At 47.3% G+C, this 23,390-nt stretch carries 18 protein-coding genes and 1 riboswitch; of the genes, 9 read left to right on the forward strand and 9 right to left on the reverse strand.

Annotated elements, in window-relative coordinates; translation table 11 throughout:
• Positions 1 to 131: 131 nt before the first annotated feature.
• The 3 genes from ABDZ72_RS05385 to ABDZ72_RS05395 all read right to left on the reverse strand — a co-directional run bounded on the left by ABDZ72_RS05385 (position 132) and on the right by ABDZ72_RS05395 (position 3,705).
• Complete coding sequence (locus ABDZ72_RS05385; RefSeq protein WP_343751649.1) at positions 132 to 755, reverse strand: YpmS family protein; 624 nt, start codon at positions 753 to 755, stop codon at positions 132 to 134.
• Positions 756 to 767: 12 nt separating this feature from the next.
• Positions 768 to 1,730: an SGNH/GDSL hydrolase family protein gene (locus ABDZ72_RS05390; protein ID WP_343751650.1), complete on the reverse strand. Its 963-nt coding sequence runs from the start codon at positions 1,728 to 1,730 to the stop codon at positions 768 to 770.
• A gap of 244 nt (positions 1,731 to 1,974) precedes the next feature.
• On the reverse strand, positions 1,975 to 3,705 hold the full coding sequence (locus tag ABDZ72_RS05395) for a PLP-dependent aspartate aminotransferase family protein (protein ID WP_343751652.1): 1,731 nt from the start codon (positions 3,703 to 3,705) through the stop codon (positions 1,975 to 1,977).
• Between the two features lie 110 nt (positions 3,706 to 3,815).
• Positions 3,816 to 3,926, reverse strand: a riboswitch (SAM riboswitch).
• Between the two features lie 210 nt (positions 3,927 to 4,136).
• Here ABDZ72_RS05395 and cls point away from each other — a divergent pair.
• The 3 genes from cls to ABDZ72_RS05410 all read left to right on the forward strand — a co-directional run bounded on the left by cls (position 4,137) and on the right by ABDZ72_RS05410 (position 7,488).
• Entirely contained in the window at positions 4,137 to 5,579 is a 1,443-nt protein-coding gene (gene cls / locus ABDZ72_RS05400; protein ID WP_343751653.1) for a cardiolipin synthase, read from the forward strand.
• A 60-nt stretch (positions 5,580 to 5,639) separates the two neighbouring features.
• Entirely contained in the window at positions 5,640 to 6,158 is a 519-nt protein-coding gene (locus tag ABDZ72_RS05405) for an acyl-CoA thioesterase (RefSeq protein WP_343751654.1), read from the forward strand.
• A gap of 88 nt (positions 6,159 to 6,246) precedes the next feature.
• Positions 6,247 to 7,488 carry an aminopeptidase gene (locus ABDZ72_RS05410; protein ID WP_343751656.1) on the forward strand — a complete coding sequence of 414 codons (1,242 nt, stop codon included), beginning with the start codon at positions 6,247 to 6,249 and terminating at the stop codon, positions 7,486 to 7,488.
• Positions 7,489 to 8,079: 591 nt separating this feature from the next.
• Here ABDZ72_RS05410 and recQ read toward each other — a convergent pair.
• Together recQ and brnQ are read right to left on the reverse strand one after the other, a co-directional pair.
• A complete protein-coding gene (gene recQ, locus ABDZ72_RS05415) occupies positions 8,080 to 10,224 on the reverse strand; it encodes a DNA helicase RecQ (protein ID WP_343751657.1) in 2,145 nt (714 codons plus the stop codon).
• Between the two features lie 83 nt (positions 10,225 to 10,307).
• The gene (brnQ, locus tag ABDZ72_RS05420; protein WP_343751658.1) at positions 10,308 to 11,603 is read right to left on the reverse strand and encodes a branched-chain amino acid transport system II carrier protein; all 1,296 of its coding nucleotides are present in this window, start codon (positions 11,601 to 11,603) and stop codon (positions 10,308 to 10,310) included.
• A 338-nt stretch (positions 11,604 to 11,941) separates the two neighbouring features.
• Here brnQ and ABDZ72_RS05425 point away from each other — a divergent pair, with 338 nt between their 5' ends.
• Positions 11,942 to 13,816, forward strand: coding sequence for a cation:proton antiporter (locus ABDZ72_RS05425; protein WP_343751659.1), 1,875 nt, complete (start codon positions 11,942 to 11,944; stop codon positions 13,814 to 13,816).
• A gap of 45 nt (positions 13,817 to 13,861) precedes the next feature.
• Here the strand turns inward: ABDZ72_RS05425 and ABDZ72_RS05430 are convergent, their stop codons facing one another.
• Entirely contained in the window at positions 13,862 to 14,041 is a 180-nt protein-coding gene (locus ABDZ72_RS05430; RefSeq protein WP_343751660.1) for an SE1832 family protein, read from the reverse strand.
• A 56-nt stretch (positions 14,042 to 14,097) separates the two neighbouring features.
• The gene (locus tag ABDZ72_RS05435) at positions 14,098 to 15,186 is read right to left on the reverse strand and encodes an AI-2E family transporter (RefSeq protein WP_343751661.1); all 1,089 of its coding nucleotides are present in this window, start codon (positions 15,184 to 15,186) and stop codon (positions 14,098 to 14,100) included.
• Between the two features lie 174 nt (positions 15,187 to 15,360).
• Between ABDZ72_RS05435 and ABDZ72_RS05440 the strand changes: the two genes are divergently transcribed.
• From ABDZ72_RS05440 to ABDZ72_RS05450, 3 genes are all read left to right on the forward strand, one after another.
• Positions 15,361 to 17,094 carry a phospho-sugar mutase gene (locus tag ABDZ72_RS05440; RefSeq protein ID WP_343751663.1) on the forward strand — a complete coding sequence of 578 codons (1,734 nt, stop codon included), beginning with the start codon at positions 15,361 to 15,363 and terminating at the stop codon, positions 17,092 to 17,094.
• A 299-nt stretch (positions 17,095 to 17,393) separates the two neighbouring features.
• Positions 17,394 to 18,164 carry a TerC family protein gene (locus ABDZ72_RS05445; protein ID WP_343751664.1) on the forward strand — a complete coding sequence of 257 codons (771 nt, stop codon included), beginning with the start codon at positions 17,394 to 17,396 and terminating at the stop codon, positions 18,162 to 18,164.
• Between the two features lie 18 nt (positions 18,165 to 18,182).
• The gene (locus ABDZ72_RS05450; RefSeq protein ID WP_343751665.1) at positions 18,183 to 18,542 is read left to right on the forward strand and encodes a DUF488 domain-containing protein; all 360 of its coding nucleotides are present in this window, start codon (positions 18,183 to 18,185) and stop codon (positions 18,540 to 18,542) included.
• Between the two features lie 349 nt (positions 18,543 to 18,891).
• Here ABDZ72_RS05450 and ahpF read toward each other — a convergent pair whose 3' ends face one another.
• Entirely contained in the window at positions 18,892 to 20,424 is a 1,533-nt protein-coding gene (gene ahpF, locus ABDZ72_RS05455) for an alkyl hydroperoxide reductase subunit F (RefSeq protein WP_343751666.1), read from the reverse strand.
• Between the two features lie 15 nt (positions 20,425 to 20,439).
• Entirely contained in the window at positions 20,440 to 21,006 is a 567-nt protein-coding gene (ahpC, locus tag ABDZ72_RS05460; RefSeq protein ID WP_343751668.1) for an alkyl hydroperoxide reductase subunit C, read from the reverse strand.
• A 410-nt stretch (positions 21,007 to 21,416) separates the two neighbouring features.
• Here ahpC and chrA point away from each other — a divergent pair, with 410 nt between their 5' ends.
• Positions 21,417 to 22,598: a chromate efflux transporter gene (gene chrA / locus ABDZ72_RS05465; RefSeq protein WP_343751669.1), complete on the forward strand. Its 1,182-nt coding sequence runs from the start codon at positions 21,417 to 21,419 to the stop codon at positions 22,596 to 22,598.
• Positions 22,599 to 22,608: 10 nt separating this feature from the next.
• Positions 22,609 to 23,049 (forward strand): OsmC family protein, encoded by a 441-nt coding sequence (locus ABDZ72_RS05470; RefSeq protein ID WP_343751670.1) that lies wholly within the window; start codon positions 22,609 to 22,611, stop codon positions 23,047 to 23,049.
• Positions 23,050 to 23,390: the final 341 nt, after the last annotated feature.

Below are 23,390 nucleotides of genomic sequence, written 5' to 3' on the forward strand. Positions count from 1 at the left end.
CATGATAGAGTGCCTTCTCTTTTTTGACTAGAAAATTGCCTCAGGTGGCCCCGAGAATTATTTTACACATATGAGTTAAAATAACAGTTTCCATTGGGATCACACGCCAATTCGGCTGAACAATGACCCATTCATTCAATGTCCATTTCAATACCAAGTGATTCATAAGGCACGTTGATTTTAAAAGCAAGGTTGTTTGCTTTGAGGTCAAATTGTTCCACACTGATCCGGAAGTTACTCCGGATAGTCATATCGGTGACCGCTACATAAATTTCTTCGTTGGCCGGATCAACCGTCACCCATTTCGGCATCGGCAAATATTTCTTTAAATACTCCATAATTTTTTTATTGGGTAGTTGCAGTTGTCCGATAGAGATGGATTTTTGCTTCAGAATAACGTCCCCGTTATTCTGTACGACCGGATCCAGTTGCAGCGAAACTCGGACAGAAGAGGAGAAAGCAGGCAATTCCCCGACCAATTTTACATTATCCTTCAATGTGACCTGATAATGGTGATTGCTGCCTTTCAACAGTTTATCGATATAGGCATTGACCAGCTCATTTAGATTTTGTTTGCTGGTACGAACAATAAATTCGGAACTTGGTTTGGTATCTTCCTTGGTGGGTTCGGGTGTGTCAGTTTCAGATACGGGCCAAAATAGCAGTGCTACAATGACAATAATAATAAGTGCATTCACACCACATAGCCACAGGAACAGTTGCCTCCATATCCCCGGTTTATCAAGCTTCGGCAACGTCTCACCCCCTTATTGATCGGTTGTTATAGAATGGAGAACACGCCTGGCAAACAGTTGATATCCTCTATGATTGGGATGAAAGTTATCCTCCGCAAATACGTTTTTGTCTTCTGCATGAAACATATCGGCTATCGGGATAAAATTCGTCCGATCAAAGTTGGAGGTGGCCGTTTTACCTGTCTGGTTCCAATTGTTGATGATGGTATTCAGTTCTTCCAAATTTTTAAAATAGTTTCTGAATGGGTTATAGAAGCCGATCAGGTAAATTGATGCATCGTCATTAAGATTTTTAATGGTAGTAAAAATGGATTCGAGATGGGTTTTATAGTCCTTCCTAGGTTGTTTAAAATCGCTCATTTCCAAACTGAGGAAATTCTTTTTCACGACTTGCATGACGTCATTGGCGCCAATAGTCAGCAATACAATATCGGCTTGTTTGATAGATTCCTGAATAGATGGTTTTTCCAGTCGTTTTAAAAGTTGACTGGAGCGATTGCCGCGCTTTCCGAAATTATCGAATGTAACCCGTTGCTCATCCTGGTTGATTTTTTGATCCAAAATGCCGATATAACCGCCCTCTACAACGTCATCGCCAACACCTTGTGTCAATGAGTCGCCAACTGCCGCTACGTGCATATGTTCTTTTGTAAAAAAATTAATGGTGCTTCGGACGGCTTTGTTCAGCAGCTCCTGCAATCGGGAGCCAGATTCGTCGGCTTTTTCGTCAGGATTGTTGTCCTTTTCCTTTTTCTCTTCCACTTCCACTTCCGGCGATTCGTTGTCATTTTTATCGTTACCGGATTCCGATTGGGATTTGCGTAATGGTTGGTCGTGATCGTCGGTGTTGGTTTCAGATGGTTGAGTTACTGGTTCATCCGGATTGCTTATGAGAAAAAAAACGGCCGTGCACAGAATGAGTACACTAATCAGAATGCCGGTGATGAGCTTTTTGTTCATACGTTTCACACCCATGCTGCATAATCCCTGTTGCTATTGTAAAAAGAGAATGGTTTATCTTTAAGGATTATTCGTTTATTTATTTTATTATACCATGCTGCGCGCTTAAAATAATCCCCGATATACGCTATATTCAAACATCGGCCCTCAGACAACAGTCGAACACACCCTATAAAGTGAAAAAGGAGCGGTACACGATAGGGTGTACTCGCTCCTGTATAGAAAGTTTTATAAGCGGATTTTAGTGCATTAGATGTGTTTATTGGGCACTGCTGCTTCGGAGGCGCACAGCTTCGTCATACGCATTTTTTCCGGAAATAACGGTAATACCCGCCTCGGCAGCTTTGTTCACTGTTTTCGTCGCAGGTTGGGAATGCTGTATCCACACTATTTTTCCATTGAGCCGCGTGAGTTCGTCGATCCGTTCCGGTGCAAGTTCATTGTCGGCGATCAACACGGCGTCGATAATATCCGGGCTGCCTTCATCCTTCGCGATGGACGGGGCGTCGGATGCGGGTGCATTGACGTGGATAATTTGGAAACCCAGCGTCTTAAGCTGATGCGCTGCCGCCCATGCACTGTCCGTTTGATCATCACTGATGAGTGCGATCGTTTTTTGGCGTAAGCCTCCACCGGTGCGGTCGAACGGCGATGCAAGCAGCCAGCTGATGGCGTCTTCTTCCGTCGTCTGAATCGTCGGTTCCTCGCCGGTTGCTTTAACAATGGCCTGGTCAAGATCAGCAAGGATATCCGATGTGGATTCCAGTCCAACTGACAGACGGACAAGTTCTTCGGAAACGCCGCTTTTAACCAAATCCTCGTCGCTGAGTTGCTGATGGGTGGTCGATGCCGGATGGATAATTAACGATTTCGCATCACCGACATTGGCAACGTGGGACCAGAGTGTGACGTTGTCGATCAGTTTTCTTCCGGCGTCACGTCCGCCTTTAATGCCAAATGTAATAATTGATCCGTACCCGTTTTGCAAATACTTATTCGCCGTTTCATGGGCGGGGTGATCGGACAGACCCGGATAATTAACCCACTCGACGGCCGGGTGCCCCTGCAGGTACCGAGCAACGTATTTAGCATTCTCATTATGACGCTCGATTCGCAAATGCAGTGTTTCGAGACCTTGCAGAAGTAAAAAGGCGTTATACGGGCTCAGGCAGGCACCGATGTCTCGGAGCATTTGAACGCGCAATTTGGTGCCAAAAGCCGTCGGTCCGAGATCAGCATACCGCAAGCCGTTATAACTATCATCCGGTTCCGTGAATTCCGGGAAGTTGCCATTCGCCCAATTGAATCGGCCTCCGTCAACGACAACACCGGCAATCGACGTGCCATGGCCACCAATCCATTTCGTTGCTGAATGGACAACCACATCCGCACCCCACGTAAGCGGTTTGGTAACATACGGTGTTGCAAACGTATTGTCGATAATCAGAGGAATGCCATGATCATGAGCTATACCGCTGATGGTTTCCAGATCAAGCACATTCAGGCTCGGGTTGGTGATAATTTCGCCAATGACTGCTTTTGTTTGATCTGTTATGGCGTTTTTAATGCTCTCCGGATCCGTCCCGTCGACAAATGAAACTTGAATGCCATATTTGGGCAGTGTGTTGGCAAAAAGGTTGTATGTGCCACCGTACAGGTTGCTGTCGGATATGATGTGATCGCCGCTTCCGGCAATGGTCATAATCGCCATAGTAATGGCTGCCATGCCCGAGGAGGTAGCAACAGCAGCTGAGCCATCCTCTAGAAGCGCCATACGTTGTTCAAATGCATCGATGGTTGGGTTGGTGATACGGGTATAAATATTTCCCGGTTCAGCCAAACCAAACACATTTTGCGCATGCTCGGAATCCCGAAACACATAGGACGTCGTCTGATGGATGGGCACCGCCCGTGATCCTGTTGACGGGTCAGGTTCCTGTCCTCCGTGAAGCAGTTGTGTTTCCTGGTTGTTACGATGAAAATCACTCATCAATAATTCCTCCTTTAATAGTAAGTGTTATGACTTTGTCTGGAGGAAGAGGTGCAATAAAAACCCCCTCTTCCATAAGAGAAGAGGGGTTTTTGTATGTAACCGTCCTCCTCTTATCTTCAGATCTCTCCGACCTGTAGGATGTAGCACCTTGCAACGCATATGCCTTGCCGGTTGCCGGGCTTCACTGGGCCTATTCCCTCCACCGCTCTTGATAAGAGATGTTATTATTAATTTAGTGAATATTATAAACATATATGTGTGTAAACGTCAACAGATAAAGGAAAATAAACAGAGGTGCGACTTTTTCTTTTCTGTATGACAGACTGGTAAATGCATATTTTAAAAATGTCAACGTTATACACATACCAGCGCGGTAAAAATTATGCTATAGTAAGGGTATTGGTATTTGAAAAAGTGAGGTTTTGTCGTTGGGTGTCTGGTCATTGTTTGTTTGGGGGATACTGGTATTTAATATTGCGCTGGCACTGACGATTATTTTCCTGGAGCGCAAGGATGCAACGTCGACGTGGGCATGGCTAATGGTACTCATGTTTATTCCGATTGCCGGATTTATATTATATTTAATTTTTGGAAGACGTATTAGCCGTGAGCGCATTTTTACGTGGGACACCAAAAGCAAACTTGGTGTGAAAACGTCGGTGCAGAATCAACTGCGTGCTATGGAAGAGAATCGTTTTTCATTTAAACACAAGGGGCTGACGGCCTACAAAAATCTTTTTTATATGCATTTGCACAATGATGACGCCATATTTACACAGGATAATAGTGTCCGGATTTTTACAGATGGGGAGGAAAAATTTTCAGCTTTATTGGACGATCTGGAACATGCCCAGGACCATATTCATCTGCTGTATTATACCCTCCGTCATGACCAGCTGGGTATGTCCATTGCCAATATTTTAATTAAAAAGGTACAGCAGGGAATTGACGTGCGGGTGTTGTACGATGATCTGGGATCCCGCGGCATTAGTAAAAAATTTGTGCGGCGCCTGCGCAATGCCGGTATTGAAATCGAATCATTTTTTCCGGCGAAAATCCCGAAAATCAATTTGAAGATCAATTACCGAAATCATCGTAAACTCGCTATCATTGATGGGCAAATTGGTTATATCGGTGGTTTTAATATTGGTGATGAATACCTCGGACACAATAAAAAATTCGGATACTGGCGTGATACACACTTGCGTATATGCGGTGATGCGGTTGCCCAGATGCAAACGCGCTTTGTTCTTGATTGGAATCAGGCATCTCGAAATGACATTCCGTATGATAAACGGTACTATGATTATGAGCCGTGCGGCGATGTGGGTGTGCAGATTGTCTCCAGCGGGCCAGACTCCGAATGGGAACAGATCAAAAATGGCTACATAAAAATGATTATGTCCGCAAAAGAGTATGTCTACATTCAGACGCCTTATTTCATTCCCGATGAGAGCCTGCAGGATACACTGCGCATTGCGGCGCTGTCAGGGGTGGATATCAAACTGATGATTCCGAGCAAACCGGATCACATGTTCGTATATTGGGCAACAATGTCGTATGTCGGGGACCTATTGAAAGCTGGAGCAGAGGTGTATATTTATCAGAAAGGCTTCCTGCATGCCAAAACGATTATTGTTGACGGGAAAATTGCTTCGGTCGGCACAGCGAATATTGATGTGCGCAGTTTTCGACTTAATTTTGAGGTGAATGCGTTCCTGTATGATCAAGGGTTGGCCGAGCGGCTTCTTGACGCATACAAGAATGATATTGCCGTTTCAACGCAAATGACGAGAAAACTGTATCTGACCCGTTCCCTCGGCATCCGGTTCAAAGAATCAATTTCACGGCTGCTGTCACCGATTTTATAGGAACGGTTACCTGATATGAACCTACGATAACGAATCAAGCAACGACATGGAGGAATAGATATGGAATCGAAACCGTGCATCAATTCATTGACTGTTAAAACAACGCACGTGCTCCCGCCTGACACGAATAACCATGGAACCTTGTTCGGAGGCAAGCTGATGGCCCATATTGATGATGTGGCCGCTATTGCTGCTGTCCGGCATGCGAGACTACCGGTCGTTACAGCATCCATGGATTCGATTGACTTTTTGGAGCCGATCAAAGAAGGCGACTCGATCTGCGTGGAAGCGTTTGTGACGTGGACGCATAACACGTCGATGGAGGTCTTTATCAAAACGGTTTCCGAAAATTTGCTGACAGGTGATAGAAACGTGTGTACAACAGCCTTTCTGACATTCGTCGCCATTGACGATGAAGGACAGCCGACACCGATTCCGCACGTTTATCCGGAAACCGATCATGAGAAGCAATTGAACGCCTCGGCTCCGGGACGTGCTGAACAACGGAAGCAACGGCGAAAACAGTCCAAAGAGATGGCGACGACATTTTCAACCAGCTACCCGTGGAATCAATCGTAACGGGATGAGCGATTCATGATTTGGTAATGTTTCACATATATGAAATAATAACAATGGAAATTTCATTTGGCTATTTGGAGGGATCACTATGGTATCGACACAAACGATGGAAAAATACGCAAACCTGGCTTTGCGCACCGGTGTCAATCTGCAGGACAATCAGGCACTCATGATTAACGCACCGATTGAAGGGGCCGATTTCGCCCGGGTCGTTGCCCGGAAAGCCTACGATATGGGCGCCAAAGACGTACATATTAATTGGGCGGACGACGAATTGACACGTTTGAAATTCGAACATGCACCGGATGAGGTGATCGGAACCATTCCGCAGTGGAAAGTCGATCTTTATGAAGGCTACGCCAAAGACGGAGCGGCGGTGCTGTCGATTAACGCCTCAAACCCCGATCTTTTGAAAGATATTGATTCATCCCGGGTGGCTATGGCGAACAAAGCGTCCGCTGAAGCCATGAAAGAATTCCGGCAGTACACGATGAATGACCGGATTACCTGGTCGATTATTTCCATTCCGACGGGGGATTGGGCTCAAAAGGTTTTCCCGGAAAAATCTCGTGACGACGCGGTCGATCACCTGTGGGATGCGATCGTCAGCATTGTCCGTGTTGATAAAGAGGATCCTGTTGCTGCGTGGGAAGACCATAATCAAACGCTGGAGACGGCCCGCGAAATTCTGAATGGTAAACAATATAAGACATTGCACTTCCGGGCGCCAGGCACCGATTTGGAAATTGCTCTGCCGGATGGCCATGTGTGGAAAGGCGGATCAGCCGTATCGGAGCAAGGGGTCCGGTTTAATCCGAACATGCCGACTGAAGAAGTTTTCTCCATGCCGCATAAATATCGTGTGAACGGCACGGTATCCAGCACAAAACCATTAAATTACGGCGGCAGTGTCATTGATAACTTTAAGCTGACATTTGAAGACGGAAAAGTAGTGGATTATCAAGCTGAGCAAGGAGAAGACACATTGAAACATTTGCTTGATACGGATGAAGGGTCGCGCCGGCTTGGCGAAGTGGCGCTTGTCCCGGATGAATCGCCGGTATCACAGTCCGGGCTGATTTTCTATAATACGCTGTTTGACGAAAATGCGTCCTGTCACATTGCACTCGGGAAAGCCTATCCAACGAATTTGGAAGGTGGCTCAAGCATGGGTGACGACGCATTGGATGCACACGGCGTCAACGACAGCCTCAATCATGTTGACTTTATGATTGGCTCGGCCGATTTAGACATTGACGGCGTGTTTGAGGATGGCACTACCGAAGCCGTCTTCCGCAACGGCACCTGGGCACTGAATGTAAAAAGGTAAGGTAAAGGCGTGCAATTCGAGACGAGGGTCGCGTCATAATTGAGCAACTCGCGCGGCTCGCGTGAAAAGTTGTGCAATAAAGGTTGTAATCGCGCAATAATCGGGAAACTCGCGCAACTAAAGGCAAAGGTTGTGCAGTTTGGAAGGAAACTCGCGCAACTTAGGATAAAACGCACGCGATAATCGAACAACGCGCGCAGCTCAAACAAAAAGTCGCGCAACCCGTGTGCCGGTATATACACCAGCCAAACAAAAGGCTATGACAAAAGACGTTTAGTCAAATAAAAATCCGAACAGTGATTCACAAATAATCTGAATCAGTTCGGATTTTACTCTCTATATAACGGGTTTTTGCCTCAATTAGCGGAGGAAAAATACGTAGACTCCTGGGGGAGCAAAGGCCTTAGATGAGACCCCGGAGTGCAAAGAACGAGGAGGCTCATCAGCCGCCCCCGGAAAGCGAAGTATTTTTCCGCAGCGATAGTTAAATGCATCCCAACATTATTTAAAGTATCTGGACAATCGTTCGTATCTAGTGTCTAACGTTTAGTCTTGTCCCAGCCCCGTGCTTTCAATTTCCCATCCATGCCATTACATAAGTCCATTTTTCACCAACACAGCCTTTATAGCTGTATAATCAAACCTTTCCGGCAACGATTCTTTAATTGGCTTTAGCTTCGGTTCGTCCAGTTGTTCCCGCGCTTGTAATATGGCCGCTTCGTCGTCAGAATGAAAAAATATTTCCCAGGTAATAGGATGTCCAGCCTTATACGCTTTAAATAGATGATCCTCAACCGTTTGTTCCGTCATGCCGCGTAATACGGCGATATCAGTCACAGATTTTCCCGATTGGAACTGCGAATAGCTGATCATATGGCTCGGCCGGTCGTCCGATTGTTTTTCTCTTTTTACGGATGGACGCTTACCGGCTATTTTAACGGGGCGGGTGATATTCGGATTGTTGTAGCGCCATTCGTTGATCACCTCAAGAAAGGCTTCCCCGTATTGTTCGAACTTTTTCTCGCCAACGCCTTTAATGGCGAGCATCGCGTCTTTTGTTTCCGGAAAGTAGCGGCTGAATTCTTTTAACGTGGCATCTGAAAACAGTACATATGGTGGTACACCCTGTTCATCAGCAATGGTCTTCCGCCGGTCGCGCAGTGATGCAAACAAATCTTCACGGTAGTCGGCGTCCTCGCTCACAGGAATGGGGGCCGTATACATCCAGACCGTCTGTTTTCCTTTCAGCACATCGACTGAGTTCTCGTTGAGCTGCAATGTCGGATATTTCCCATCCGCGGTGGCCAAAAATTGTTCGGCAACGAGGAATTGGATCCGTTCCCCCAACTGTTTTTCCGTATAGGCAGAGAGGAGGCCGTAAGTGGACAGCGTATCCAGGCGAAAACGCCGTAATCGGCTGTCGCCTGAGCCTTTCAATACTTTTGCCGTCATCGTGATGCCGAATCGCTCCCCCATTCGTTTAACACAGGACAGAATCATTTGGGCCTCCTCGGTGATGTCAACACGTTCCTGTCGGTGCTCACAGTTGCTGCAACGATTGCAGCCCTCTCGATTGGATACGTCGCCGAAATAGTCTAAGATATAAGACGTCAGACAGCTTTGCGTATGACAATAATTCATCATCGCTTGTAATTTTCGGTAGTCGCTTTGTTTCGCTGCATCATCCATGGGTGATTGTTCGATCAGAAACTTTTGCAGCTGGACATCCTGCGGCGAAAACAGCAGGATGCAGTCACTGTGTTCGCCGTCACGACCGGCTCTGCCTGCCTCCTGATAGTAGGCCTCCATCGTCATCGGCATCGCATAATGAATGATAAACCGCACATTCGATTTATCGATGCCCATACCGAATGCATTCGTTGCGACCATGACGGTTTTTTCATCATGAATGAAGGCGGACTGAGCGGTTTTTCGTTCGTCTTCGGTTAAGCCGGCATGGTATTTTGCCGCTGCCATTCCCCATCGTTCCAATTGGTCCGCGAGTGCATCGGCCTGTTTTCGGGTCGCGGTGTAAATAATTCCGGATTCATGCCGGTGCTCGTTCATAAACGAACGGATGTAGGTTTGTTTGTTTTTCCCTTTGACAACATGGAACGACAAGTTGTCCCGTTCAAATCCGGTTTTCACGACATGGTCATCATGGATGTTCAGCAACGTCTGAATGTCGGCAATGACGTCTTCGGTAGCGGTCGCTGTCAGCGCGATAATCGCCGGAATATCCGGGATTTGTTCCAGGCTGTTGACGATCGACCGGTAGCTCGGTCGGAAGTCATGCCCCCATTGGGAAATGCAGTGTGCTTCATCAAATGCGGCGAAAGCTATCGGAATCCGTTTCATGACAGACAGAAAAGCGGCGGATTCAAAACGCTCCGGTGCCGCATAGACGAATTGGTACTCACCAGCTTCAATAGCCTTCAGGCGTTTGTTCTGTTCATCACCCGTGAGCGAACTGTTTATGTAGGTAGCCGGTATTCCCAACGCCTCCAACGCATCCACCTGATCTTTCATCAGCGAAATAAGCGGGGAAATGATGATAGCTGTTCCATCCATTGCCATGCCCGGGATCTGATAGCACAACGATTTGCCCCCGCCCGTCGGCATGACAGCGAGGGTGTTCTTTTTTTCCATAATATGTTCCATCGTCTGCCGTTGACCGGAACGGAACGATGGATAGCCAAAATATGTTTTCAATATGGTCTCCGCTTGTTCAAGCATCACTTGATTCCCCTTTATCTTTCCTTATCCTAACATATCTCTTTAAGCGGATTCTATAAAAAAAGAACTGTTAAACCAGTTCTTTACCCGGAATGCGATGGCGTTCGATTTCGTTGGATGACATAGCCGCCAATGCCGCCGATCAATGCCGGTACAAGCCAGCCAATGCCGCTGGCGAAGAAGGGGAGGTGCTCCATCATCGAAGTGAGCGCCGGCATGCTGATACCGAAGTCAATCAGTCCATCATATAACGACACCACCCCCGTCATGAGAATGGCCCCGCGGTAAACATACGCTGCACCACCAAACAGACGATTCAGAAACGTGAGCGCAATCAGGACGATGACAATTGGGTAAATAAATGTCAATACCGGCACCGAAACACGGATAATTGTGTTCAGCCCCTGGTTGGCAATCAAAAAGCTAACGATCGTTACCACAGCAGCAATTTGTTTGTACGAAAGAGGCGTCCGTTTATGGAAAAATTGAGCACATGCAGCAACCAGTCCGACCGATGTCGTAAAACAGGCCAGTGCAACGATAATGCCGAGCAGCATCGTCCCGAAATGGCCGAACATCGTATCAGCTGCAGCGGCCAATATATCCCCGCCATTGGCAAAGGTTTCAGATGTGCCCATTCTCGTTCCAATCCACCCCAGCGCTGCATACACACATGATAGTCCGATTCCGGCGATCACCCCGGCTTTCAGGGTGGCTGAAATGAGCTGTTTCCGTGATGATACGCCTCGATCGTTAAATGCCTGGATGACAATAATGCCGAATGCGAGTCCCCCAATCGCATCCATTGTCAAATAACCTTCCACAAAGCCTGTAAAAGATGGTGCCGTGGCATAGGCGGAAGCCGGATTCTGTGTGCCACCATCCAGAAGTAGAATCCCGCCGATACAAAGTATAACAATCGCCAGCAATAATAACGGTGTCAGAAATTCGCCGATCCGGTCAGCCATTTTCGATGGGTTAATACTGACCAGATACACAAGTAGAAAGAAAATAATGGTGAACAGAAATAACAGGAACGGGGAGACACTAGTGAATGGTTCGACACTCATTTCAAACGCAACGGTAGCTGCACGCGGAATGCCGAAAAATGGTCCAATGGCAAGATAAACGACAGCTGTAAATATGGCTCCGAACAGTGGGTGCACCCGATCAGCCAGTTCTGCCGCGCCATTTTTTACCGTGGAAATAGCTGTGACAGCCATGATCGGTAGCCCAACCCCGGTAATAATAAACCCGGCAATAGCCGCCCAGTACGTTGTGCCGGATTCCAATCCAAGCGTTGGGGGATAAATCAAATTACCCGCACCAAAAAATAATGCAAAAAGCATAAAGCCAATGATCCAGACATCCTTTTTCATCGTGTATCGATCCTTTCATGCTGCTATTGTTTATAAAAAAATAAATAATCAGAATCGTTATAGCGTTCTATTGACTGCAAAACAAAAGAAGTTTAGCAAGAATGTCTTAGCCTGTCAATATAGGAAAATATCAATCGGCAGAGTGTCTGACTCGTTCACATTCAGTTGGTTAATCACACTGGGGCATGTTCTCATGACGTTTGGTCTCAGATCGCGACAGAGGGGGGTGGTGATTGATCCATTGATTGTCATTAAATCAGTTTACAATCCCTTTTTCCCCATTTAAAATAACCTTATGTTATTGTCTGTTTTTAACACGATACGTTAGGGGGTAATATATGCCTTCATCTGTTCTATTTGAAATTATGCTTATCGGACTTTTGGGCATCGGTTCCCAGTGGGCGGCATGGCGTTACAGAATGCCGGCCATTGTTGTCATGTCCATTATTGGACTGCTTGCTGGACCAATATTGGGACTGATGGATCCGGAGGACGATTTTGGTGAATTATATAATCCGATTATCTCTGTTGCTGTTGCGATCATCCTGTTTGAAGGAAGTTTGAACTTAAGTTTTAAGGAAATTCGCGGTCTAGGGCGTCCGGTTTTCCGTATTTCAACGATCGGGGCATTCTTGTCATGGATTCTCGGGTCATTGACCGCCCATTATATAGCTGATTTGAGCTGGGCGGCTGCCTTTGTTATTGGTGGGCTGTTTATTGTGACGGGGCCCACTGTTATCATGCCGCTTTTGCGTCAGTCGAAGTTGAAACCGAGACCCGCGAAAATCTTGAAATGGGAAGGCATCATTGTTGATCCGATTGGTGCGCTTCTCGCGGTATTTGCTTTTGAAATTATCAGCTACCTGACAGCCGAGAATCCCGATGGCTCCGCATTAATCACGTTTTTGGCGGCATCTGTCTTTGCAGCCATATTGGGTTGGGCATGCGGCAAAGGAATCGGTTGGATGTTTGAACATGGCTATATGCCCGAATTTCTTAAATCCCCGGCCGTCTTCACGGTCGTTATTGGCTGTTTCACACTTGCTGATGTCATTATTCATGAAACCGGGTTGCTCGCGGTCACGGCGATGGGCATGACCCTGGCCAACATGGGCATCAGTTCGATTGCCGACATGCGTCACTTTAAGGAAAATGTGTCGATTCTTCTCATATCGGCTATTTTTATTATGTTGACGGCTTCCCTGCAAGTCGATACCCTTCTGAAGGTGTTTGATCCGAATATTATGGGCTATGTATTGCTCATGATGTTTGTGGTACGTCCTCTGTCGATTTTTCTATCAACCATTGGCACTAACCTGTCTATAAACGAAAAAGCGCTGCTCGGCTGGATTGCCCCGCGAGGTGTTGTCGCGCTAACTGTATCGGGCTATTTTGCTTCGATCTTATCGGAGGCGGGCTATGTTGATGCATCGCTCATTACAACGATCACATTCGCCTTAGTGTTTACCACCGTTGTTGCTCATGGATTTTCTATCGGGTGGCTCGCCAGGAAATTGCATCTGTCCCTGGAAGGCCGGCCGGGAACGTTGATTGTTGGCAGCAATTCATTTACCGTTAACCTGGCTCAATCTCTGAAAAAAGTGAATGCCCCTGTTATGATTGTTGACTCATCATGGGAACGGCTGCGAAAAGCCCGCGCTGCGGGTGTCCCGTATTTTCACGGGGAGATGCTGTCCGAGCAGACGGAATATCAGTTGGACACGAATCCGTACGAATATATGATTGCGGCAACCGAGTATAATTCCTATAACGCCTTGGTCTGTACGACATTCATGCCCGAATTCGGCCGGACGAATGTGTTTAAAGTGAGCCCGTACCGATATGACCTCCATAGTATGGGGGATACCGTCAATAAAGTGGCTGGGCGGATTTTGTTTAAGAAAGAATTATCGCTGGACCAATTAAACCATAAACTTTCCAATCATTACGTGTTCCGCCAAACGTCGATCACAAATCAGTACAGCTACAAGCAATACTTAAATGATAAGGATGAGCATACGGTTCTCTTGTATGTTATGAAGCCGTCCGGACATATGCGGTTTTATACTGAGGAAATTCGGGTGACACCGGAAGCCGGCGATAAACTCGTCAGTCTCACTCCGCCTGGGAAAGAAATTAAGAAACTCCGCAAACGTTTGGCGAACCAGAAGACGGACAGTGGTAACAAACCAGTGAATGATCAAGAAATGTGACGAACAGACCAATGCAGCGCACGATGATCGTAGCGCTGCATTGGTCTATTCAAGATTATCCAGTTGTTGGTTTAATTCCTTCATGCGATCCTCGATTTCCTCCAGCTTTTTGTCACCGGCGGACGTATCCACACTGAACGAGGTGGCTTTTTCCACATCTCCCTGAATCCGGCTGTAATCGGACTTCAATTCCGCCAGTTCGGCTTCAATGTCTTGTTTTCGCATACCATCACTCCTGTCTGCAGTGTAGCGTAAAACCGACCTGCGAACAAGAGGTCACGTCAAATAAGCGCATCTTCGTCCTCAGGAAGCGTATCCTGATACGTATGATAGAAATGGCTGATGATCGTTTTTATTACGGCGTAAAGTGGTACAGCGAACAACATGCCCAATAATCCCCCGATGCTTCCGGCAGCAAGAATCACGGTGATCACTGTTAGCGGATGCAGCTTCAGCGCCCGTCCCATCACATTGGGCGATACGAGGTTGCCTTCAATCTGTTGGGCAATGATCATGACTATGGCTACCCAGACAGCCATCATCGGGTCCTGGAAGAATCCGACGATAATGGCCGGTGTAACAGCCAGATAAGGCCCGAGAAACGGGATGACACAGATAATCATACCGAAAATCGCGAGCGTCAGGGCATAATCCAGTTGAATGATAGAATAGCCGATGTACAATAATACACCAATACAGATGCTGACAACGAGCTGCCCCTGGATATAGGAGGTCAGAGCATCGTCAATCTTTCGCAATAGAGAACGGATATTGGCCGCCTTATCAGCCTCGAAAAATTGAGTGATAAAGGGTGCAAATTTTTCCCCGTCCTTCAGCATGAAAAACAGGAAAAACGGAATCAGTATCAGCGCAAAGACGACCCCGATAAACTCGCTAATAAACCCGAAAATAAAGCTCATGAATGATTGAATATACGACTGCAAATTCGATGTAATTTTGTTAACCGTTTCGTTTACTTCTTTCGGGATAAATTCCTGATTATGTTGCCAGTAGGAGATAAGGTCCTGCACACCGCTTACCATGCGCGGTATATTGTTGAGCAGGTTCGTGAATTGTCGCTGCAATACCGGTGCAACATAGGTGACAATCAAAAACACCGCCAGTATGAGAAGCATAAACACGATAAGGATGGAAACGACCCGGTTTATTTTCCATTTTCCCAGCCAATCAACAAGTGGCCTCATCAAGTAGAATAAAATACCTGCACCGATAACGGGCAGGGCAACCGCACCCATGTACGTAAACAGAGGATCAAAAATAAATCTCGTTTTAAATACAAGCCATATGAGTAGAAAGACAAGAATAAGCATGATTAATGTTTGGAATGATCGTTTTTCCAGCACGGCCATCACATCCTATTGTTAGTTGTTTCGTCCATTTTAACGGTTCTTGGTTACAATAGAAAGCATTCGTTATGCATTGTCACCGAAAACGCGCACGGACAAACATAGAAAAATAGAAGACCGGACAAAAGTATGATAGACTGTGACTTATGAATAGTCGACAGATGGAGGGGAACTGCTATGCGTCAATGGGAAGCCATCTATGATAAATGGAAAAACAGCGAGCATCTGGATGATCAGTTGAAACAAGAGCTTGACGCGATGCGTGATCAGCCGGATCTGCTGGAGGATGCCTTTTATACGGACCTGGCTTTCGGGACCGGGGGAATGCGCGGAGTGCTCGGCCCGGGGACGAACCGGATGAATCGCCATACCATCCGCAAAGCCGTGCACGCGCTCGGTCGTTACTTGAAAAAGCATTATGTCAATGTCCATGACCGCGGTGTGGCGGTGTCGTATGATTCCCGTCATATGTCGAGGGAATTTGCCGTCGAAACAGCCAAAGTTCTCGGGGCGCACGGGATGAAAGCATACGTGTTTGACACGCTGCATCCGACGCCACTGCTTTCGTTTGCTGTCCGTTACTTGGGTGCTGCCGCTGGTGTGATGATTACCGCCAGCCACAACCCCCCGGAATACAACGGGTTTAAGGTCTACAATGACGATGGCGGGCAAATAACACCGGATGAAGCGGCTGCCATTACTGACGAGATGGCTAGCATAGACGATGAACTGACCGTCCCGTATTTGGAGCAGTCGGAACTGGAGGCGCAGGAACGGCTCATATGGGTCGGCCGTGACATTGACCACGCCTATTTGAAATACTTGGAGGCCATGAGCCAACTTGATTCCGCTGAGCAGAAGCGGGCGAAGGATTTACAGATTGTCTTCACCCCGCTGCACGGGACGGCGCATCATCTTGTGTTAAGCGGACTGCAACGGTTGCATTTTCACCAAGTGGACGTCGTAGAAGAACAGGTAGAACCGGATCCGGCGTTTTCCACGGTTGATTCGCCCAACCCGGAAGAACATCAGGCGTTTACAATGGCCATGCAACGCGGCAAACAGACCCAAGCGGACATCCTCATCGCAACCGATCCGGATGCAGATAGGTTAGGAGCTGCCGTGAAGGATGCAAATGGGGACTATACGGTGCTGACCGGCAATCAGCTGGGTGCGCTCTTGCTGGACTATATTTTAAAACATACAGATCGGCAGCTGCTTGCAAATGCCCGCATGATCAAAACGATTGTCACGTCTGAACTGGGCAGGCGGATTGCCGAAAGCTACGGTGTCCGGACGATTGATACGCTGACCGGTTTTAAATATATCGGAGAGAAAATCCGCCAGTTTGAAACCACGGGGGAAACGTTTCTTTTCGGCTATGAAGAAAGTTTCGGTTATTTAATCAGCGATGTCGTGCGCGATAAAGATGCTGTCCAGGCTGCTATCGCCACGTGTGAAATGGCGTATTATTGGAAAAAACAGGGTAAGACGCTTGATAAGGCGCTGCAATCCCTTTATGATGCGCACGGGTATTACATTGAGGATATGGTTTCGTGGAAGCTGACCGGAAAAGAGGGCATGGAAACAATCTCAGACATCATGCAGGCCGCGCGGACGGAGACGATGGCTGACATCGGTGGCATGCCGGTACAGACTGTCGAAGATTATTGGGCCGGTGAGCGCATCACCCCAGGCAAGGAACAGACAGAGCCCATCAAACTGCCCAAGGATAACGTTGTGAAATTTTTGCTGGCGGGTGACTGCTGGGTTTGTCTGCGCCCGTCAGGAACAGAACCGAAACTGAAATGCTACGTTGGTGTCTGCGGTAATCATGAAGCCGAAAGCAGGAAGCGACTGACCGACTTGACTGCTGCCATGAATGAATTTTTGAACCGGGTGTCATCCTAATTGTGAAACGCCATCGAACGACAGATATTCGAACGGAGAAGCACTCACATCGATAAGAGACCATTTAGTTCGTATGATTTGACAATTTACGACAAAAGCGGTTTAATGAAAACAAACATATAATTCGTTCCTTTTCAAAAGGGGAGTAGCTGTACAATTAAAGTCGTCAATTCGAGATGGTTATCTCCGGCTTGATTGGCAACACCGCGTTGTTAGCGAGACCTTTACCACGTCATGGTAAGGGTCTTTTTTATGGTCCTGCCATTGGTCGGGATCATAACGATGAAGGAGAGATAATCATGGAAGCGCAATTACTGATGGAATATGCATGGGTGCTGGTAATACTGATCGGTTTGGAAGGATTGCTGGCAGCGGACAACGCCTTGGTGCTAGCGATTATGGTGAAACACCTTCCGCAAGAAAAGCGAAAAAAAGCTCTGTTTTACGGATTGGCCGGCGCATTTGTGCTGCGATTCGGGTCGTTGTTCATTATTTCGTTTCTTGTGGATGTATGGCAGGTACAGGCGTTGGGTGCCCTTTATTTGCTCGGTATTTCAGCGAAAAATTTGTACGATAGATTCAGCCATAAGGCGACCGGAGAAACAAACAAATCGGAACTCAAATCGGCTGGTAACGGATTCTGGATGACGGTTTTGAAAGTGGAATTCGCCGACCTTGCGTTTGCCATTGATTCGATTTTGGCGGCGGTGGCTCTGGCGGTGGCTCTTCCGGACACGGCTTGGCCAACGATCGGCAGTCTGGACGGTGCGAAGTTTGCAGTGGTGTTTGCCGGCGGAATGATCGGTTTGATTCTAATGCGGTTTGCCGCCAATGTTTTCGTGGAATTGTTGAATAAACGCCCCGGTCTGGAAGTAGCTGCATTTGTCATTGTCGGCTGGGTTGGTGTGAAACTGACGCTGATCGTTCTCGCACACGATGATATTGGGCTGATTCCCCATGGGTTTCCGCACTCAACAACGTGGAAACTCATATTTTACGGTGTTCTCGTTGCCGTTGCAGTGACGGGCTGGTTTTCATCAAAAAAAGAGCCATCGAATGATCATTCATGAACGGAAAGGTTGTGAAAAATGGCCGTGAAAACGAAGCGGATTTACGAACAAGCAGAGGTGAATGACGGCGTGCGCGTACTGGTGGATCGGGTTTGGCCAAGAGGTGTCTCCAAAGAGGCTGCCCAACTTGATTATTGGCTGAAAGAAATCGGGCCGTCGAGCGAGCTGCGCCAATGGTTCGGGCATGATCCGGACAAGTATGAGACATTTAAACAGCGGTACAACGACGAACTTCAGGACGGCAAACAGCAAGAAGCCTTCCAGCAGCTGAAGGAACTGGCACAAGACAACGATCAACAACTAACTCTTTTGTTTGCTGCCAAAGATGAAACATACAATCAGGCTCGTGTACTCAAAGACTTGCTGGACAAGCAATAGAAAAAACGAGGCTGGGACATAACTAAACAAATCACTCCTGAACACGAACAATATAGTTAAGAAGTAGTCATCGCTTCGGAAAAACACTGCGCTTTCACCTTGCCAGGCACAAGCGCGACATCTGTTCAAGCTTCCTTTGGTCGCTTTCACAGTGTCTTCTTTGCCGCGGGCGCTGATGAGCCTCCTCGTGCTCGTCGCACTGCGGGGTCTCATCTAGGCTTTTCATCCCGCAGGAGTCTCCGTGTTTTTCCTACGCTAAACGAAAAATCCGAACTGATTCAGATTATTTGTGAATCATGTTCGGATTTTTCTTTGACTAAACGTCTTTTGTCCCAGTCCCGTTTTGTGTCTAGTTCCGGATGATATAATCGAACGCATTCAAGGCGGCATTGGCACCGGAACCCATGGAGATAATGATTTGCTTGTTGGGCTCATCGGTACAATCGCCGGCAGCGTAGACACCGGGTACGTTGGTGGCCCCGAGTCGATCCACTGCAATCTCACCGAATTTATTGCGTTCAACATTGTCACCCAACCATTCGGTATTTGGCAGTAGCCCGATCTGGACAAATACACCTTCGAGCTCTATGTGCTGTTCCGTTTCGGATTCACGATCGATGTAGGTAATGCCATTGACATTATCTTCACCGGTAATTTCGGTTGTCTTTGCATTCGTCTTAATCGTCGTGTTTGGTAAACTGTTCAGGCGTTCCTGCAACACGGAGTCTGCTTTTAATTCCGGTGCAAATTCCAGAACGGTGACGTGTTTGACAATACCGGCGAGATCGATGGCAGCTTCCACACCGGAGTTACCGCCACCAATAACGGCCACATCTTTTCCTTCAAATAGCGGACCGTCACAGTGCGGGCAGTACGCCACACCTTTATTGCGGAATTCCTCTTCACCCGGTACGCCAATTTGGCGCCAACGGGCTCCTGTTGCGAGGACGACGGTCTTGCTTTCCAAAACAGCGCCGTTCTCAAGTTCCATCTCAATAACGTTATTTTTTCTTTCGAGTCCTTGCGCACGTTGCAGATTCATGACATCAATGTTGTAGTCTTTGACGTGTTCTTCGAGGCTTTCTGCAAATATAGGCCCCTCGGTACGCTTAACACTGATAAAGTTTTCAATCCCTGCGGTGTCATTGACCTGGCCTCCGATACGCTCGGTGACCATACCTGTGCGAATGCCTTTGCGTGCTGCGTAAATTGCAGCGCTTGCACTTGCCGGACCACCGCCGACAACAAGGACATCAAATGGATCTTTATTTTCAAACTCGGAAGCATCCGGGCCGCTGCCCAATTTGGCAAGAATCTCTTCAAGTGTCATCCGGCCGCCTCCGAACGATTCGCCGTTCAGAAATACAGTTGGCACGGCCATGATGTTGTTGCTTTCCGCTTCTTCTTTAAATGCGGCGCCATCAATCATGGTATGCGTAATGTCCGGATTAAGCACGCTCATGACGTTCAGTGCCTGGACAACAACCGGGCAGTTTTGACAGCTTAAGCTGGCGTAAGTAACAAAGTCATGTTTCCCTTTCAAACTTTTAGCCTGGTCTATGAGTTTCTGGTCTTCTTTCGGGGTTCTGCCGCTTACCTGCAAAAGCGCCAGTACCAACGATGTGAATTCATGGCCGAGCGGGACACCGGCAAATGTGATACCGGTGTCTTCGCCGACGCGGTTCACACTGAAACTTGGGGTTCTCGGCAGTTCTGTGTGCTCCACTTTAATATGTTGGGACATGGAAGCCAGTTCATCGACCAATTCAAGCGTGTCACGGGAGACTTTATCAGATCCGGCACTCACCTTAAGCAATACGTCGTCTTCCATTAATTCGAGGTATTGGGCTAATTGTGCTTTTAAATCGGCGTCCAGTATCATAATTGAATCGACCCCTTAAATTTTTCCTACAAGATCAAGACTTGGTTTCAATGTTTCAGATCCTTCTTCCCATTTTGCCGGGCAAACTTCACCTGGATTGTTGCGGACATATTGTGCTGCTTTTACTTTGCCGACAAGGGTACTTGCGTCACGGCCGATACCGTCCGCATTAATTTCAGCTGCTTGTACAACACCATCCGGGTCAATCAGGAATGTACCGCGTTGAGCAAAACCCTGGTCATCAAGCACCTCAAAGTTGTTGGAGATGGTTTGTGCAGGGTCACCGATCATTGTATATTCAATTTTGTTAATCGCTTCGGAATGATCGTGCCATGCTTTATGGACAAAGTGACTATCAGTTGAAACGGAATATACTTCGACGCCAAGTTCCTTCAAATTGGCATATTGCTCTTGAAGATCTTCCAGTTCTGTTGGGCAGACGAATGAAAAGTCAGCAGGATAAAAGCAAACAATATTCCATTGTCCTTTTAGATCCTCATCCGTCATATCAATAAATTCTCCGTTCTGTGGACTGTAGGCTTTTGATTGGAATGATTGAATTTCTTTTCCGATTAAAGACATACGTCATCTCCTCCTTGGTTTTTTGAATGTATAGTGGCAGGTTTGGTATGGAACCTGGACCGCCTTGTTTCTTTGCTGAATTATAATTTTTATAATTCAATACTGATTATTACATGAAAATTATTTTTAGTCAACCGTGACACATTTGATCATATACTTAACCAGCTGCCCGAACCCCCACTATTTACTATGCCTGATATCATGCCTGTTGTGCAAATTATCAACACGGAAAACAGCACTTTTTTCGTCTGCTTGATGGTCATTGTTCAACACAAGACATGAATTCATACGGTAATGACATTTTTTCACTAATAGTCATTTTCATACGCGATAGCATCATATTTGTCGTCATTGACGGAAAAATGTGATACGTTCGGACTTGAAATAGCAACGGAGCAGGGGGAGATAGGATGAGGACACACCATTCACTCATGGAAATACTGCGAACATCTCTTAAGTTGGGGCTCACCTCCTTTGGTGGTCCGGTAGCTCATCTTGGTTATTTTAAGGATGAATACATTGATAAACGGCAATGGCTCGATGATAAAACGTATGCGGACATCATTGCGTTGTGCCAGTTTCTTCCGGGCCCAGCCAGTAGTCAGGTGGGCATATCCATCGGCATGCTGCGCGGTGGCTTTTTCGGCGGGCTTGTGTCGTGGTTTGGCTTTACCGTGCCATCCGTCATCGTGCTTGTACTGTTTGCGCTATTCTACCAAACCTTTTCCTTGGAAGGTGCGGCGTGGATCGGGGGCTTGAAAATTGTTGCTGTGGCCGTCGTTGCCCATGCCGTGATCGGGCTTGGCAAAAAACTGACTCCTGACACACCGCGCATAGCGGTTGCATTGGCGGCTGCTGTGGTCATGCTGTTATTCCCGTCAGCGATGGTACAGATTGGTGTCATCATCGGCGCGGCTATTTTGGGCTTTTTCCTATTTTCCAAAGAAGCCACGTCTCGCGTACAGCCGTTTTCCGTGCCCATCACAAAAAAACAGGGGCTCATGTCATTGAGTGTGCTGGTAGGTTTGCTTGTGGGCTTGCCGTTGCTAAGCCAAGCGGTATCCCATGTGTATATAACGTTGGCCGACATCTTCTTCCGGGTGGGCACACTCGTTTTTGGCGGGGGTCATGTCGTGCTGCCGCTTTTGGAGCAGGAAGTGGTGCCGAATGGCTTGCTTACAGGCAGTGACTTTCTCGCCGGCTACGGAATGGCTCAGGCCGTTCCCGGTCCGTTGTTTACGTTTTCCAGTTACTTGGGGGCAATGATCAGCGGCATAGGCGGAGCGGTCGTTGCGACAATTGCCATCTTTTTGCCGTCTTTTCTGCTGCTTGTCGGGGCGTTGCCATTTTTATCCGAATTGCGCCATCGTTCCGGTTTTCAGGGTGTTCTGACCGGTGTGAATGCCAGTGTGGTCGGTATATTGCTGGCGGCATGGTATGACCCGGTCTTCACCAGCTCCGTTGCGGATGGTGCTGACTTCGCACTGGCTGCTGTGTTGTTCGGTCTTCTTCATTTTTGGAAAGTGCCGGCATGGCTGGTCGTGATCATTGGCGTTATTGTTGGTACAGGCATTGGTTTCATGTTTGGATAGGAGGGATTGAATGGCACAACATCATTTTCATTTACAAGCGACCTGGCCGGGTGGGCGCAACAGTACCGGATCGATTGAAGCGGGGAATTTGCAGACAAATATCTCCATCCCACCGGAAATGGACGGCCCGGGTGTGGGAACGAACCCGGACGAAATGCTGCTGGGAGCAGCAGCAACGTGCTATGTAATTACCCTTGCAGCGATGATCGAACGAGCCGAATTGCCACTGGCGGCAATGTCACTCGACTCGGAAGGTGTGGTTGATGTTACAAACGGTGTCATGACGTATGAAAGAATTATTCATAAACCGTACGTTGCCTTGAAGCACGGCTCGGGTGAAAAAGAATATGACAAATTGCATAAGCTCGTTGACAAGGCCGAATCCAACTGCATGATCTCCCGGGCCGTGCAAGGCAATGTGGCGATAGAGGTACAGGCGGAGATAGAATGAAATTGGGTGGCGCTCCATTTTAGGCTGAGAAAATTATGTTTCCCTAATCATTACGTTAAAGACGCTCAGAATAGTATCTGAGCGTTTTTGATTGCCCATATTTATTAAAAAATACGAAATCAGAGTTATCTCGGATTAAATAGACCATTTTCTTTCTTGACACAAGTCAGTATTCTTTTTTATAATGCATTAAAACATACTATTATTATAGGGATTGTCACCTTTAAGGGAGAAAATGCTTGGTTGGGGGGTGGCAAATGGAATAACCGCTGCATATACTAAGACAATCAGTACGTGGGATGATGGTGGTTCAGAGCGCTGGACTCGCATAAATAAAAGGG

It is taken from the genome of Lentibacillus halophilus, from assembly GCF_039522485.1.
Classification (GTDB): Bacteria; Bacillota; Bacilli; order Bacillales; family Amphibacillaceae; genus Lentibacillus; species Lentibacillus halophilus.

Bases quoted from the DNA above. Each gene is read 5' to 3' on its own strand.
- ABDZ72_RS05390 (WP_343751650.1), bottom strand. From the start codon at position 1,730: ATGGGTGTGAAACGTATGAACAAAAAGCTCATCACCGGCATTCTGATT.
- ABDZ72_RS05395 (WP_343751652.1), bottom strand. From the start codon at position 3,705: ATGAGTGATTTTCATCGTAACAACCAGGAAACACAACTGCTTCACGGA.
- ABDZ72_RS05405 (WP_343751654.1), top strand. From the start codon at position 5,640: ATGGAATCGAAACCGTGCATCAATTCATTGACTGTTAAAACAACGCAC.
- ABDZ72_RS05410 (WP_343751656.1), top strand. From the start codon at position 6,247: ATGGTATCGACACAAACGATGGAAAAATACGCAAACCTGGCTTTGCGC.
- recQ (WP_343751657.1), bottom strand. From the start codon at position 10,224: ATGCTTGAACAAGCGGAGACCATATTGAAAACATATTTTGGCTATCCA.
- brnQ (WP_343751658.1), bottom strand. From the start codon at position 11,603: ATGAAAAAGGATGTCTGGATCATTGGCTTTATGCTTTTTGCATTATTT.
- ABDZ72_RS05425 (WP_343751659.1), top strand. From the start codon at position 11,942: ATGCCTTCATCTGTTCTATTTGAAATTATGCTTATCGGACTTTTGGGC.
- ABDZ72_RS05430 (WP_343751660.1), bottom strand. From the start codon at position 14,041: ATGCGAAAACAAGACATTGAAGCCGAACTGGCGGAATTGAAGTCCGAT.
- ABDZ72_RS05435 (WP_343751661.1), bottom strand. From the start codon at position 15,186: ATGGCCGTGCTGGAAAAACGATCATTCCAAACATTAATCATGCTTATT.
- ABDZ72_RS05440 (WP_343751663.1), top strand. From the start codon at position 15,361: ATGCGTCAATGGGAAGCCATCTATGATAAATGGAAAAACAGCGAGCAT.
- ABDZ72_RS05445 (WP_343751664.1), top strand. From the start codon at position 17,394: ATGGAAGCGCAATTACTGATGGAATATGCATGGGTGCTGGTAATACTG.
- ABDZ72_RS05450 (WP_343751665.1), top strand. From the start codon at position 18,183: ATGGCCGTGAAAACGAAGCGGATTTACGAACAAGCAGAGGTGAATGAC.
- ahpF (WP_343751666.1), bottom strand. From the start codon at position 20,424: ATGATACTGGACGCCGATTTAAAAGCACAATTAGCCCAATACCTCGAA.
- ahpC (WP_343751668.1), bottom strand. From the start codon at position 21,006: ATGTCTTTAATCGGAAAAGAAATTCAATCATTCCAATCAAAAGCCTAC.
- chrA (WP_343751669.1), top strand. From the start codon at position 21,417: ATGAGGACACACCATTCACTCATGGAAATACTGCGAACATCTCTTAAG.
- ABDZ72_RS05470 (WP_343751670.1), top strand. From the start codon at position 22,609: ATGGCACAACATCATTTTCATTTACAAGCGACCTGGCCGGGTGGGCGC.